The organism is Microbacterium ulmi (assembly GCF_011759705.1).
GTDB lineage: Bacteria > Actinomycetota > Actinomycetes > Actinomycetales > Microbacteriaceae > Microbacterium > Microbacterium ulmi.
In genome coordinates this window covers 2,014,559-2,029,081 of record NZ_JAAOZF010000001.1, presented here as the reverse complement: position 1 = coordinate 2,029,081, position 14,523 = coordinate 2,014,559, and the positions used below count along the sequence as shown (strand labels likewise).

The following is a 14,523-nucleotide window of genomic DNA, read 5'->3' as shown; positions in this document are numbered from 1 at the left end:
GAGACCGGAATCCGAACACGGAGGCACCATGACGACGGTACGAGCAGCCATCTCCCAGACGACGTGGACGGGCGACAAGGCGTCGATGCTCGACAAGCACGAGGGCTTCGCACGGGATGCCGCGGCCCAGGGCGCGCAGGTCGTGTGCTTCCAGGAGCTGTTCTACGGGCCGTACTTCGGCATCACGCAGGACAAGAAGTACTACCGCTTCGCCGAACCGGCCGACGGGCCCATCGTGCAGCGGTTCGCGTCCGTCGCGAAGGAGCTCGGTCTGGTCATCGTGCTGCCGATCTACGAGGAGGCCGAAACCGGGGTGTACTACAACACGGCGGTGCTCGTGGACTCCGACGGGACGGTTCTCGGCACGTATCGCAAGAACCACCTGCCCCACCTCGACAAGTTCTGGGAGAAGTTCTACTTCCGCCCCGGCAACCTCGGGTATCCCGTCTTCGAGACGGCGATCGGGAAGGTCGGCATGTACATCTGCTACGACCGCCACTTCCCGGAGGGATGGCGCGAGCTGGGCCTGGGCGGCGCGCACGTCGTGTTCAACCCGAACGCGACCAAGCCGGGGCTGTCGAACCGCCTGTGGGAGGTCGAGGGGCCTGCGGCCGCCGTCGCGAACGGCTACTTCGTGCTGCAGCCCAATCGCGTCGGACGCGAGGACAACGAGTACGGCGACGAGGCCGTCACGTTCTACGGCACGAGCCAGGTCATCGATCCGCGGGGGAACGTCGTCGGCGAGCGCGGGTCGAGCGCGCACGAGGAGCTGCTCGTGCGCGACCTCGACCTCGACCTCGTCCGCGAGATGCGCGACGACTGGCAGTTCTACCGCGATCGCCGGCCCGACACGTATGGGAGGATCGCGGCCCCATGAGCGTGCGCAGCAGCGGGTGCGGTCGCGCAGCGACCGCGGAGAGGAGGCGGCCATGAGCACGACACTCATCACGGGCGGGACCGTCGTCTCGGCGACGGGCCGAGCCGAGGCCGACGTCCTCATCGACGGCGCGACGATCGCGGCGGTGCTCGCGCCCGGCTCGCAGCTGCTCGGCACCGATCTCGCGGCATCCGTCGACACGGTGGTCGACGCGACGGGCAAGTACGTCATCCCGGGCGGGATCGACGCGCACACCCACATGGAGCTGCCGTTCGGCGGCACGAACGCGAGCGACACGTTCGAGACCGGCACCCGCGCCGCCGCGTGGGGCGGCACGACGACCATCATCGACTTCGCCGTGCAGCGGTACGGCGAGCGCGTGCAGGACGGCCTCGCCGCGTGGCACGCGAAGGCCGAGGGCGAGTGCGCGATCGACTACGGGTTCCACCAGATCATCGGCGGCATCGACGACGACTCCCTCGCGGCGATGCGGGGACTCCTCGACGAGGGGATCTCGAGCTTCAAGCTGTTCATGGCATACCCGGGCGTCTTCTACTCCGACGACGCGCAGGTGCTGAAGGCCATGCAGGTGTCGGCCGAGACGGGCCTGCTCACGATGATGCACGCCGAGAACGGGCCCGCGATCGACGTGCTCGCCGCCCAGCTCGCGGACGCCGGCAAGATCGCGCCCTCCTACCACGGCGTCGCGCGCGCGTGGCAGCTCGAGGAGGAGGCGACGCACCGCGCCATCATGATCGCGAACCTCACGGGCGCGCCGCTGTACGTCGTGCACGTGAGCGCGAAGCAGGCCGTCGAGCAGCTCGCGGCGGCGCGCGACAAGGGCTGGAACGTGTTCGGCGAGACGTGCCCGCAGTATCTGTACCTGTCGCTCGAGGAGCAGCTCGGCGCGTTCAGCGCGGAGTGGGGGCAGTTCGAGGGGGCGAAGTGGGTGTGCTCGACGCCGCTGCGCTCGCGCGCCGAGGGACATCAGGACCATATGTGGCAGGCCCTGCGCACGAACGACCTGCAGATGGTGTCGACCGACCACTGCCCGTTCTGCATGAAGGGGCAGAAGGACCTCGGCCTCGCCGACTTCCGCGCGATCCCGAACGGCATCGGGTCTGTCGAGCACCGCATGGATCTCATGTACCAGGGCGTCGTGACGGGGAGGATCACGCTCGAGCGCTGGGTCGAGCTCACGAGCACGACGCCCGCGCGCATGTTCGGGCTGTACGGCCGCAAGGGCGTGATCCAGCCGGGCGCCGACGGGGATGCCGTCGTCTACGACCCGAGCGGGCACACCTCGATCGGCTACGGCGACGGCAGGACGCATCACATGAATATGGACCACTCCGCCTGGGAGGGATTCGAGATCGACGGGCACGTCGACACGGTCGTCTCACGCGGTCGCGTGATCGTGGACGCCGGGCGATACCTCGGCTCGAAGGGCGACGGCCGCTTCCTCAGGCGCGGCCTCTCGCAGTACCTGGTGTAGCCGTGGACTTCGGCGTCGTCCTGCAGACCAATCCGCCCGCGACGCGGACGATCCAGCTCGCGAAGCTCGCGGAGGCGCACGGTTTCAGCCACGTGTGGACCTTCGACTCGCACCTGCTGTGGGAGGAGCCGTACGTCATCCACTCCGCGATCCTCGCAGAGACGCGTCGGGTGACCGTCGGCCCGTTCGTGACGAACCCTGCGACGCGGGAGTGGACGGTCACGGCATCCGTCTTCGCGACGCTCAACGAGCTGTACGGCAACCGCACGATCTGCGGCATCGGACGGGGCGACTCCGCCGTGCGCGTCACGAACGGCTCGCCCGTGTCGCTGGCCGAGCTGCGCGAGTCGATCCACGTCATCCGCGAGCTCGCGAACTCGCGGCCCGTGCAGCACAAGGGCGCGACGCTGCAGTTCCCGTGGAGCCGCGGGTCGACGCTCGACGTGTGGGTCGCAGCGTACGGGCCTCAGGCGCTGAGGCTCGCGGGAGAGGTCGGGGACGGGTACATCCTGCAGCTCGCCGACGTCGACATCGCGGCGTGGATGATCCGCACCGTGAAGGATGCCGCGGCGGCGGCCGGCCGCGACCCCGACTCGCTCGCGTTCTGCGTCGCAGCCCCCATGTACATCGGCGACGACTGGCCGCACATGCGCGACCAGTGCCGCTGGTTCGGGGGCATGGTGGGAAACCACGTCGCCGACATCGTCGCGAAGTACGGCGGGGATGCCGTTCCCGCCGCACTCACCGACTACATCGCGGGCCGCACGGGCTACGACTACAACACGCACGGCCGAGCCGAGAACGATCACGTCGACTTCGTCCCCGACGAGATCGTCGACAGGTTCTGCATCCTCGGACCCGCCCACGAGCACATCGCCAAGCTCGAGCAGCTGCGCGAGCTCGGCGTCACGCAGTTCGCGGGCTACCTCCAGCACGACAGCAAGGAGGAGACCCTGCGGGTGTACGGCGAGACCGTCATCCCCGCGCTGGGCGAGCACACGACGGCGAAGTCGTGAGCGATCCCGTGACGCTCGCGGTGTGTCGCTGCCCGAGCGGCTGCCGGCGGCGGGCATGACAGACGTCGTGTCGGTCGAGCCGGCGGCAGGCGGGTTCGCGGCGACGGCAGGAGTCGCACGTCGTGCCGACGGCTCGTCGATGTTCGTCAAGGCCTTCGCGGACCCGCCTTCGGACGACGCGTTCGCGGCGGAGGCCGAGGGCCTGACCGCCCTGCGCACGCTCGGCGGAGTCGTGACGCCCGACGTGCTCTTCGCGGGGCAGGATCTTCTCGTGCTCTCGATGCTGGGGCCGAGGCCGAGCTCCGAGTCGTTCTGGGAACGGCTGGCGCGCGCGCTCGCGCACCTCCACACGAGCACGGTCCACTCCCGGTTCGGCTGGCATCGCGACAACCGGCTGGCGTGAGGCACGCGGGCCTGTCGGGGAGCAGCTCGGGCAGCCGATCCTCCAGCTCCGCCAGCACCTGGCGGTCGACGCGCAGTACGCCGACGACTGGGGCGCGGCCGACGAGGTGCGCGCGACGCTCGCGCCGTTCCGGCGCACGACGTGAGCGACCGGGAGCCGCCGCGGCCGGCCGGCGGGCCGCCCGCTCTTCCAGGGGATCCCCGGACCTGTAAGGATCGCACCATGACCGACGACCTCGACGCGCTGACGAAGGCCCTCGACCTCGAGCACGTGTTCCACTCGTGGTCGGCGCAGGCGGGGCTCGATCTCCCCGTCATCGCGGGCGGTTCGGGGGCCGTCGTGTGGGATCACGCCGGCAACCGGATGCTCGACTTCTCGAGCCAGCTCGTCAACGTCAACATCGGGCATCAGCATCCTGCCGTGGTCAAGGCGATCCGCGACCAGGCCGAGATCCTCGCGACGATCGGCCCCGCGACGGCGAACCTCGCACGCGGCGAAGCGGCGCGACGGATCGTCGAGCGCGCGCCCTCCGGGTTCTCGAAGGTCTTCTTCACCAACGGCGGAGCCGACGCGATCGAGAACGCGATCCGCATGGCACGCCTCCACACGGGCCGCGACAAGATCCTGTCGACGTACCGCTCGTACCACGGCAACACGGGCGCCGCGATCGTCGCGACGGGCGACTGGCGCCGGATGCCGAACGAGTACGCGCGCGGGCACGTGCACTTCTTCGGCCCGTACCTGTACCGCAGCGAGTTCTGGGCGACGAGCCCTGAGCAGGAGAGCGAGCGGGCCCTGCGCCATCTCGAACGGGTCATCCAGTCCGAGGGCCCCGACGGGATCGCGGCGCTCCTGCTCGAATCCGTCCCCGGGACGGCCGGCATCCTGATCCCGCCCCCGGGCTACCTCGCGGGAGTGCGCGAGATCGCCGACCGCTACGGCATCCTGCTGATCCTCGACGAGGTCATGGCCGGCTTCGGCCGCACGGGCCGCTGGTTCGCGTTCGAGGGCTACGACGTCGTGCCCGACCTCATCACCTTCGCGAAGGGCGTCAACTCCGGCTACGTGCCGGTCGGCGGGGTCATCATCTCGGATGCCGTCGCGGCGACCTTCGACGATCGCGTCTTCCCCGGCGGGCTCACCTACAGCGGGCATCCGCTGGCCGCGGCATCCATCATCGGCGCACTCGACGCGATGCAGTCCGAGGGCATCGTCGAGAACGCGCGGCGCATCGGCGAGGAGGCGATCGGCCCCGCGCTGCGCGAGCTCGCCGAACGGCATCCCCTCATCGGCGAAGTGCGCGGAGAGGGCGTCTTCTGGGCGATGGAGCTCGTCGCCGACCGCGCGTCGCGCGAGCCCCTCCCTCCGGCGTCGATGGGCCGGCTCAAGCGCGGGCTCACCTCTCGGGGGCTGCTGCCGTTCGTGCAGGACAACCGCGTCCACGTCGTGCCGCCGTGCGTCGTGACGGATGCCGAGGTCGCGCAGGCGGCGGAGATCTACGACGCGGCGCTGTCGGCGCTGGAGTGAGCGCCGAGACGGCCCGCCGGCGGCGCCGTTCGGGATACGCTCGGCCGGTGAGCACTCCTGCCGTGTCCGCTCGCGAACAGCTGGCGGCGGTCGCCGCCGATGCCGACCTGCTCGCGGCCTGGCCGGAGACGTCGACCGAGGCCGCGCGCGAAGCCGCCGTCCTCGTGCTGTTCGGGGATCGCGCGGATGGTGTCGCGCGGGGTCCGCTCGACCTCGACGTCCTGCTGCTCGCGCGCGCCGCGACGCTGCGGTCGCATGCGGGGCAGGTCGCATTCCCCGGCGGGCGCCGCGAGCCCGCCGATCGCGACCTCGTCGACACCGCCCTGCGCGAGGCACAGGAGGAGACGGGTCTCGACCCCGCCGGCGTCGAGGTGCTCGGGATGCTGCGCCCGCTCCCGCTGCCATACTCGTTCCACGTCGTGACGCCCGTGCTGGCATGGTGGTCGCATCCGAGCCCCGTCCGGGCGCTGGACGCCGCGGAGTCCGAAGTCGTGTTCCGCACCCCCGTCGCCCGCCTGGTCTCGCCGGAGCACCGCTACACGACGTTGCTGCAGCGCGACGGACAGACGTGGCGCGGGCCCGCGTGGCTGCTCGAGGTCGACGGCACGGAGCAGCTGCTGTGGGGTTTCACGGCGATCGTGCTGGACGTCCTCCTCGACAGGCTCGGCTGGGCGGAGCCCTGGGATGCGTCGCGCACGCTCGAGCTGCCCCAGCCGTTCGCCCGCGTCGCACCGCCGGCGCGGGACGAGCCGCCGGGCCGGACGGCAGGGCCGTGAGCGGGGACCGCCGGCGGGTCAGGGCGAGAGAGCCTCGCGCAGACGCGCGGGGACGATCGGGCGGTTCTCGAAGAACGTCTGCAGCACGACCGTCGTGCGCGTGTTGACCGATGCGGCCGAGCGGATGTCGCGGATGAGCGCTTCGAGATCGCGCGGCGTCGCGACCCGCACGAACAGGATGTAGCTCGCGTCCCCCGCGATCGAGTGACACGCCTCGATCGCGTCGAGGTGTGCGAGCAGCTCCGGGGCGTCATCGGGCTGGGCCGGGTCGAGGGGGGTGATCTCGACGAACGCCGAGAGGGGCTTGCCGAGCGCATCGGCGTTGAGGATCGGCCGGTAGCCCTCGATGACCCCGCGCGCCTCGAGCCGTCGCAGCCGCGACTGCACGGCCGACGCCGAGAGCCCGATCCGCTCCGACAGCTGCGCCAGCGTCGCGCGCGCGTCGCGGGAGATCTCCTCGACGATGCGAAGGTCGACAGCATCCTCCATGAGTGGAAGAATACCGGCAGGATCCCGCATCCGCCGGAAATCCTCCTGTGAAACACGACTCTCTTCGAAGATCGGAGGTCCCATGTCCACGGTCCCCACGCACACCCGCACGGCCGTCGTCGGCGAGCCCGAGGTCGTCGAGGACGGGACTCGCGTCGAGGAGTCCTCCGCCTGGCTCGCGCTGAAGGATGCCGCGACCAGCCTGCAGCAGCTGCAGGCGCAGGACGGGTCGGTGCCCGACCAGGAGGACCGCGGCGACGCGCGCGCGTACGTGCAGGCGATCGTCGAGTCGATCCGCGCGCTCGCGCCGCTGTTCCCGCACGACGCCGAGTACCTCGCGGCGAGCATGCACGACTTCGAGCGCTGGGCGGACAGCGGCTTCGGCATCCCGGACTTCCTGGAGTCCCTCGTCGCCTTCCAGCCGCAGCTGCACCGGGTCGACGGCATCCGTCACCTCGTCGTGTTCCCGATGTACACCCAGAACGGATCGCGGAACCGGTTCGTCGAGGCGCTCATCGTCGAGGTGATCTGGCCCGACTTCGTCGCGCAGCTGGAGACGGAGTACACGAACCGGCTGTTCGTCTCGCTGCGGCTCGTCGACTTCACGCCCGGGTACGACACGAACTCGGCCGTGCTGTTCCCCGAGACGGTCGCGATGCGCGAGATCCCGCCGTTCACGTGGGGGGCGATCTTCCAGGACCGCGAGGCCGCGCGCTACCGGCGTGTCGTGCGCGCGGCATCCGGGATCACGAAGCTCGACCTTCCCCCGGAGGCGGCGCGGATGCTCGACGACCAGTCGCTCGCCGAGCAGACCTTCGTCATGTGGGACATCGTCCACGACCGCACGCACATGCGCGGCGACCTGCCCTTCGACCCGTTCATGATCAAGCAGCGGATGCCGTACTTCCTGTACTCGCTCGAAGAGCTGCGGTGCGATCTCACGGCATTCCGCGAATGCGTCGCGATCGAGCGGCGCCTGCGCGCACGCGAGGACCTGTCCCCCGTCGAGGCAGAGATGCTCGAGCACGCGCACCTCGTGCAGTACGCGGTGATCTTCGACCGGATCTTCCGATTCGCGATCACGGGCTCGCGCGTGCGCAACTACGACGGGCTCGGCGGGCAGCTGCTGTTCGCGTGGCTGCACCAGCGCGGCGTGCTGCACTGGACCGACACGGCGCTCGCGTTCGACTGGGCCGAGGTTCCCGCCGCGGTCGTCGCGCTGGGCGATGCCATCGACGAGCTGTACCGGCGATCCATCGACCGGCCGAAGGTCGCGCACTGGCTCGCGGCGTACGACCTCGTGCGCGCGACGCTGACACCGCACCCGGCATCGGCGTGGGCACGGGGTCTGTCGGACGACATCCTCGCGGGCCCCCCGAAGGGGTACACGGATGCCGTGCTCGACGACGAGTTCCCGCTGTCGATGTTCTACGAGGCGCTCGAGAAGAAGATGCGCCCCGTCATCGAGTCGACGTCAGGCATCCGCGGAGCCGACTGACGCGTCGACGCCGGCCGCTTCGGCTCCTGCCGGCGGCGCTGCCACCTCGTACTCCTTCGACAGGATGCGGTACGAGCGCGTCGTGAAGGCGAGGATCGCGAACACCACCATCACGAGCCCCGACACGAGGAAGACGAGCGCGATGCCGCGGGCCTCGCCCTCGCCGAGGAGCCATCCCCACGTCCGCTGCCCCGCGTCGGAGCTCATGTACGGAATGATCCAGAACTGCGCGATCGGCGCGATGAGGAACGCCGTGATCGGCGCGGCCGCCGCCTCGAACGCCTGCGCGAACCCGAAGACGCGCCCCTGCGTCGCGTACGGCACGACCTTCTGGATGACGGTCTGCTCCGCCGCCTCGACGACGGGGATGATGCACATGTAGAGCCAGATGCCGAGCGCGTACAGCCACCACCACTCCCGGATCGTGAAGAGGCTCCCGAGCAGGCCCATCCCGGCGACGAACAGCAGCATCGTGCGGATGGGGTTGCGGCCCAGGCCGAATCTCGCCACGAGCGCGCCGCCGATGATGAACCCCGTCGCCGTGACGCCGAGCACGACTCCCCACCACTCGACGGGGAACAGGGTCAGACCGTACGGATCCATGAGCGCCATGTAGACGCCGCCGATGAGGTTGTTGAGCGTCGAGAAGACGATGAGCGCGAACAGCCCCGACACGGCGGCGACGGCACGGATGCTGCCGTGGAGGTCGATGAGAGGCATCCTCTCCCCCGCGGCCGCGGGCTCTGCCTCGGGGATGCGGATGAACAGGAGGTGCACGAGAGCCGCCGCCGTCAGCACGAGTGCGATGACGAGGGTCCACCCCATGCCGAGCAGGCCGATCGCGAGGCCGCTGAAGATGCTCGTGACCATGAACGCGATGCCCTGCACGGTTCCGACGAGCCCGTTCGCGTTGGCGTGCCGCTCGACCGGCACGAGCAGCGTCACGGTCGTCGACAGCGCGATGCTGCGCAGGTTCTCGACGACGGCGCCGAGCAGGATGATCGCGGAGAACACCCAGAACCACGGCGCACCGAGATCGATGAGGCCCGGCTCTCCGATCGCGACGAACAGAGCGCCGGCGACGAGGAACGCGACGAGCGTCACGACGGCCGACAGCACCATGACGCGGTGCTTGCGGTGCCTGTCGACGACCGTGCCGAACAGCATCCCGAACAGGGCGATCAGGAGCATGTACGCGCCACCGATGACCCCCGTCGCGAGGACCGACCGCGTCTCGAGGTAGGCCCAGAACGTGAGCGCGAACCAGAGGAAGCTCGTGGTGATGTTGGCGGCGGCCGTGTTGACGAGCACCTGCACGAAGATGCGCATGCCTCCGGGCGGTGCGAGCACCGCGCGCGGCTCCGAGCCCGACGAATCGGTGTCTTGCGCCATTTCGCGAGGCTAATCGCCCCCACCGACATACGGAACCCCTGCGAGGATGAAGGCATGACGACATCGCTGCGTGGCCGCACCGTGCTCATCGCGGGGGCGACGAGCGCGTCCGGGCTCGCGGCGACCCGTGCCCTGGTCTCGGCGGGCGCCCTCGTCATCGCTGTGGGACGCGACCCCGCGAAGCTCGCCGCCCTCGCCGCGACGGCGGGCGTGCAGGATGCGTCGCCGGACGCCGCCGGGTCGCAGCGTGTCGAGCACGCCGAGCCCGCGGGGGCGCGGGTGCTCGCGTGCGATCTCGGCGACGAGGGAGAGGTCGCGCGGCTCGCCGAGCGCGTGCACGCGGAAGCCGGGTCGATCGACGGCATCCTGCACCTCGTCGGCGGCTGGCGCGGCGGCGGGGGGCTGGCGGGGCAGAGCGACGACGACTTCCGCTTCCTGGAGGGCTCGCTCACGGCCCTGCGGCACGTCAGCCGCGCGTTCGACGCGGATCTGCGAGCGTCGGATGCCGCGCGCTGCGCGATCGTGTCGTCGACGGCGGTCGCGCGTCCTCTCGCGGGCGGCGCGAACTACGCGGCCGTGAAAGCGGCGAGCGAGGCGTGGACGCGCGCCGTCGCGCAGGGGTTCGCGAAGGCGGCGCGGGATGCCGGCGAGCCGCTGCGCGCGGCATCCGTCGTCTTCCGCGTGTCGGCGCTCGCCGGCCTCGAGGCGACGCTCGCGGACGCGTTCGTCGGTCTGTGGGACCAGGATGCCGCGACCGTCAACGACACGATCGTGACGCTCGCCGCGGGCGGCTGACGGCTCCGGCGCGCTGCGCCACGGTCAGACCAGCGCCGCCGCTCCCATCGCGAGGGTCGCGACGCCCATCGCCGCGTACTGCAGGCGGTCCCCTCTCGCGCACGCCCGCCGCGCCGCGGCCGCCGAGCCCGCCGCGTACGCGACGGCGGCCACGGCGCAGATCGGGCCCAGCCCTGCCCCGCCATGAGCGTGGCCGTCGGACGCGACCGTGGCGGCCGGGGCCGTCATCCCCGCGAGCAGCCCGGCCATGACGACCATCCCGAGGGCCGTGTGGGCCGTCATGACGGCCGTCTCCGTCACCCCGCGCCCGCGCCGTATCCGGTGTGCGATCGCGATCGCGACGCCGCCGGCGAGGAGCAGTCCGACCCATGCCGCGGTCGGCATGAATCGGGACACCGCGGCATCCGTCATCGCGACGAGCATGAGGACGGATGCCGCGACCTCGGCCGCCCGCGCACGCCGTCGTCGGGCTCTGCTGCAAGGCAGCAGAGCCCGACGACGGCGGGCACGAGGGCCGCGAGGTGGAGGAGGTGAGCCACGTCAGCAGTGGCAGCCGTGCTCCGCCCCGTGCGCGGCGGTCGCGGACGATGCGCAGTGGCTCGTGGCGGGTGCGGGGATGTCGAGGGTGGGGTTGCGTTCGAAGAAGTTGTAAGGCTTGAGGGTGAATCTGGCGTAGTCCATGGGCATGACGGGCCAGTCCTCGTTGCGGGGGAAGTGGGTCAGGCCGAAGGTGTGCCAGAGCACGAGATCCTCGCCGACGAGGGGTTCGTCGCCTGCGATGAACTCGGGGATGCCGGCGCCGCCGGGGTGCTGGTTGACGAGGTCGCCGGCGGCGTAGCGTTCGGCGGGATCGTATTTCGTGACGAACAGGTTCTTCGTCGCGAACGCGGCGCGGGAGGCGATCGACGACTCGTCGGCTGCCAGGAGCACCGGCGTCTCGGTCGGGTACAGCACGTAGGAGGTGGGCTGGCCGCGCTCGGTGGTCCTCTCCGTCGACGCGATCTGCCACACCCGGTTGCGGGCGCCGTCGGCGACGCGGCCGGACTCGAGCTCGGAGACGATCGGGGTGACCTGTGCGGTGAACGCGTTGCCGTACGGGTTGGCTTCGGAGATCGGCAGCCGGACGGCGTCGATCTCGTTGACGACGTTCGCGACGCCGTCGACCGTCATGTCCAGGCGGGCGGAGAACAGGTGCTGGTGGTACGGGGCGCCCAGCCCGGGGGCGACCTCGGACGCGTACGGGTACGGGGTGCCGTCGTCCTGCGCGCCCGGGTAGGCGGAGGTGAACAGCACACCGGTGAGCTTGGCCTCGCACTCGATCGTGCCGTCCAGGTACAGGTACCAGAAGAAGCCGTAGTCGTAGTTTCCGACGGTCGTGAAGAACGAGATCACGAGGCGCCGCTGACGGCGCACCTCGGCGGACCCGGTGAACAGGTCGGTGTGCTTCCACAGCGACCCGAAGTCCTCCTCGTGCATGCAGATCCCGTTGCGCACCGTGCGCGGCATCCCCAGCTCGTCGGCGAGGGTCGCGTCGAGGTAGGTGATGTCGCCGACGCAGTCGCAGCCCAGCTCCAGCTCGTTCGTGTACCGGCCGAACAGGTACTCGCCGGTGTCGAAGTAGTTCTGCCAGAACCGGTTCGGCGACGGGTCGGCGTAGGGCACCACCATCTCGCTGATCGACCCCCGGTACATCACCGGCCGCCCGTCGAACGACAGCTGCCGCAGGATCAGACCCTCACGCGTGTCGAACCCTGCCCGCAGATCCCACTTCCCCCACCGCACCCGCTCCCCATCGACCGTGAAGCTCGACCCCTCCGGCTGCGAGATCACGATCGGCTTCAGCCCCTCCAGCGGAGGACCCTGCAGCTGCGGGTCGTCGAAGTTGCCGCTCGTCTCCGGCACCGTGAATCCCGGGGTCTCGACGATCCGCAGCACGGTGCGAGCCGTCAGGTCGATGTAGGCCGTGAGGCCGTCGACGGGATGCGCCCAGGGGTGGTCTTTCGGGTGGTCCTGTCGGAACGCGAAGGTGCGCAGGATCCGGCGCCCCTTCTCGTCGGGATGCCCGTAGTCGCCCGCCGACAGGGGCACGAGCACGACGTCGTCGACCGTGAGCCCGCGCGCGGCGAGCGCGGCGACCCAGCCCTCGTCGGCGTTCGCGATCTCGGCGACGGCCTCGAACTCGGCATCCAGGATCGGCAGCTGCGCGATCGACGTGTCGATCGCCGTCTCGCTCTCGATGACACCGCCGTCGAGGTCGACGATGAGGTCGGTCGAGGCCCCGCTCGCCATGTCGAGCAGCTGCACGCGCGCACGGCGCGCCGGCAGCGCGCCGCCGTCCTGCCACGCGAGGATCTCTCCCTTGGCGGGCTCCTCGAGTCCGACGTAGACGTAGCGGATCGTCTCGGCGGCTTCGGGACGAGCGTTCACGATGCCGCGGATCGCGTCGATCTCAGCGGCCGTGAGCGAGGCGAGGGGATGCTCCGGCACGGCGTGCGCGTGCGGTGCGGGGGCGATGGTGACGGGGGTGGTCATGCTGTCTCCTTCTGAAGTCCGGCGAGAGCCGCCGGCGAAGGCACGCGCACGTCGTCTTCGGACGACTCGGCCGCCTCGAAGACGCGGACGCCCTCGAAGTAGGTCGCGAGCACGCGCGTGCTGTGGATGCTGCGAGGGTCGATCGCGAAGATGTCGCGATCGAGCACGATGAACTCGGCAGACAGGCCGGGCGCGATCGTGCCGGTCTCCTCCGCGAGACCCATGGCCTTCGCGGGGTTTCGCGTGAACGCGACGACGGCCTCCTCGACGCCGAGCCGCTGCGAGGGGTTGAGCTCGCCCGGCACCGCGGGATCGACGTTGGCCCTCGTCACGAGCGTCTCGATCGCCAGCCAGGGGTCGGGCGTCGGGAGGACGCACGGCCAGTCCGATCCGGCCGACAGGAGCGCGCCCGAGTCGAGCAGGCTCTTCGTCGGCCAGCTGGACATGACCGTCTCGGCCGGGATCTGGTTCTGGATGCTCTCCTGGATGACGCCCGGATACCAGATGTAGGGCGACGCGTCGGGGACGACCTCCAGCTCTGCGAACCGCGGGATGTCGCTGTCGTCGATGAACTCGACGTGCGCGATCTGGAAGATCGGGCCGGGTCCACGGCGCCGGCGCACGTCTTCGACGGCATCCAGCACCATCCGGACGGAGGCGTCCCCCGTCGCGTGGAGCTTGCCGCCGAATCCGTGGTCGTAGCAGTACTCGATCCCGGCGAGCAGCTCCTCTTTCGTCCAGTAGGCGTCCCCGTGGAACTGCGGGTCTTCGCCCTGATGGCAGACGTACGGGTGAAGCATCGCGGAGGTGCGGGTCATGGGCACTCCGTCGAGCACGAACTTGATGAAGTCGGGGCGCACGTGGGTGGTGCGCGCGGCGAGGCCGCTGGGGTACAGCTCCTCGCCGTACTCCCCCTCCTCGAGGAAGGGCCGGTTGGGCATGGAGCCGACGACCCACGACGAGAGCTCGCCCGCCGCGTCCAGATCGGACAGGGCGAGCCATCCGTGCTTCATCGTGGCGGCATCCTGAACCGCCGTGATGCCGTACGAGTTGATGATCTCGACGGCCTTCTTGTAGGACACGCGGTGCCGGGCACGGGGATCCGTGAGGGACGCCGCGACGGCCGCCTCGGCACGCGCCGAGGTGATCTCGTGGAGGACTCCCGTGAGCTTGCCCCGCGCGTCGCGCACGAAGGTTCCCCCGCTGGGGTCGGGGGTGTCGCCGGTCACGCCCATCAGCTCGAGGGCGCGGGAGTTCACCCAGCGGTTGTGCATCGAGTCGTCGCGGAGCATGAGCGGGCGACCCCCGCTCGCCTCGTCGAGGCGGGCGAGCGCGTCGGTCGTCATGATCGCGTCCATCGTCGTGCTGCCGACGATCCCGCCGACGATCCATTCGTCCGGTCCCAGGCGCTGCGCCCAGTCGGAGACCTTCTCGTAGATCTCCTCGGCCTCGTCGGTCGGGAGGATGGGAAGCTCCCAGGCCGCCTGGCTGCCGCCGAGCCCGAGGTGGATGTGCACGTCGGTGAGGCCCGGCATGACGAGAAGACCGTTGACGTCGAGGATCTCGGTGCCGGCGCCCGCGAGCGGCAGGATGTCGTCGGCGTCGCCGACCGCGAGGATGCGTCCGCCGCTGACGGCGAACGCCTCGGCCCACGGCCTCTCGGCCGTCGCCGTGTAGACGCGACCGCCCGTGACGATGAGATCAGGACCGGATGATGTCATTG

13 protein-coding genes are annotated in these 14,523 nt (G+C 70.4%); 8 read left to right on the top strand and 5 right to left on the bottom strand.

Features of this window, described 5'->3' with window-relative positions; all coding sequences use genetic code 11:
* Positions 1-28: 28 nt before the first annotated feature.
* From FHS08_RS09565 to FHS08_RS09540, 6 genes are all read left to right on the top strand, one after another.
* On the top strand, positions 29-877 hold the full coding sequence (locus FHS08_RS09565) for a nitrilase-related carbon-nitrogen hydrolase (RefSeq protein WP_167038388.1): 849 nt from the start codon (positions 29-31) through the stop codon (positions 875-877).
* Positions 878-929: 52 nt separating this feature from the next.
* On the top strand, positions 930-2,372 hold the full coding sequence (gene hydA, locus FHS08_RS09560; RefSeq protein ID WP_167038386.1) for a dihydropyrimidinase: 1,443 nt from the start codon (positions 930-932) through the stop codon (positions 2,370-2,372).
* Positions 2,373-2,374: 2 nt separating this feature from the next.
* On the top strand, positions 2,375-3,388 hold the full coding sequence (locus tag FHS08_RS09555) for a TIGR03842 family LLM class F420-dependent oxidoreductase (RefSeq protein WP_167038384.1): 1,014 nt from the start codon (positions 2,375-2,377) through the stop codon (positions 3,386-3,388).
* 22 nt (positions 3,389-3,410) lie between these two features.
* The gene (locus FHS08_RS09550; RefSeq protein ID WP_341800376.1) at positions 3,411-3,791 is read left to right on the top strand and encodes a fructosamine kinase family protein; all 381 of its coding nucleotides are present in this window, start codon (positions 3,411-3,413) and stop codon (positions 3,789-3,791) included.
* A 222-nt stretch (positions 3,792-4,013) separates the two neighbouring features.
* On the top strand, positions 4,014-5,318 hold the full coding sequence (locus FHS08_RS09545) for an aspartate aminotransferase family protein (protein WP_167039791.1): 1,305 nt from the start codon (positions 4,014-4,016) through the stop codon (positions 5,316-5,318).
* Between the two features lie 47 nt (positions 5,319-5,365).
* Positions 5,366-6,094, top strand: a complete 729-nt coding sequence (locus FHS08_RS09540; protein ID WP_167038382.1) for an NUDIX domain-containing protein — start codon at positions 5,366-5,368, stop codon at positions 6,092-6,094.
* Positions 6,095-6,112: 18 nt separating this feature from the next.
* On the opposite strand, the gene FHS08_RS09535 is transcribed toward FHS08_RS09540, so the two are convergent.
* A complete protein-coding gene (locus tag FHS08_RS09535; RefSeq protein ID WP_167038380.1) occupies positions 6,113-6,583 on the bottom strand; it encodes an Lrp/AsnC family transcriptional regulator in 471 nt (156 codons plus the stop codon).
* A gap of 82 nt (positions 6,584-6,665) precedes the next feature.
* Here FHS08_RS09535 and FHS08_RS09530 point away from each other — a divergent pair, with 82 nt between their 5' ends.
* Positions 6,666-8,081 (top strand): DUF6421 family protein, encoded by a 1,416-nt coding sequence (locus tag FHS08_RS09530; RefSeq protein WP_167038379.1) that lies wholly within the window; start codon positions 6,666-6,668, stop codon positions 8,079-8,081.
* Here the strand turns inward: FHS08_RS09530 and FHS08_RS09525 are convergent.
* Positions 8,058-9,473 (bottom strand): MFS transporter, encoded by a 1,416-nt coding sequence (locus FHS08_RS09525; protein WP_279587804.1) that lies wholly within the window; start codon positions 9,471-9,473, stop codon positions 8,058-8,060. The genes FHS08_RS09530 and FHS08_RS09525 overlap by 24 nt on opposite strands.
* Before the next feature lie 54 nt (positions 9,474-9,527).
* Between FHS08_RS09525 and FHS08_RS09520 the strand changes: the two genes are divergently transcribed.
* Positions 9,528-10,268, top strand: coding sequence for an SDR family NAD(P)-dependent oxidoreductase (locus FHS08_RS09520; RefSeq protein ID WP_167038377.1), 741 nt, complete (start codon positions 9,528-9,530; stop codon positions 10,266-10,268).
* A 24-nt stretch (positions 10,269-10,292) separates the two neighbouring features.
* Here FHS08_RS09520 and FHS08_RS09515 read toward each other — a convergent pair whose 3' ends face one another.
* From FHS08_RS09515 to FHS08_RS09505, 3 genes are all read right to left on the bottom strand, one after another.
* Positions 10,293-10,679: a hypothetical protein gene (locus FHS08_RS09515; RefSeq protein ID WP_167038375.1), complete on the bottom strand. Its 387-nt coding sequence runs from the start codon at positions 10,677-10,679 to the stop codon at positions 10,293-10,295.
* 129 nt (positions 10,680-10,808) lie between these two features.
* Positions 10,809-12,800 carry a primary-amine oxidase gene (locus FHS08_RS09510; protein WP_167038373.1) on the bottom strand — a complete coding sequence of 664 codons (1,992 nt, stop codon included), beginning with the start codon at positions 12,798-12,800 and terminating at the stop codon, positions 10,809-10,811.
* The gene (locus FHS08_RS09505; protein ID WP_167038371.1) at positions 12,797-14,521 is read right to left on the bottom strand and encodes an amidohydrolase; all 1,725 of its coding nucleotides are present in this window, start codon (positions 14,519-14,521) and stop codon (positions 12,797-12,799) included. The genes FHS08_RS09510 and FHS08_RS09505 overlap by 4 nt, the downstream gene beginning before the upstream one ends.
* Between the last annotated feature and the right edge of the window lie 2 nt (positions 14,522-14,523).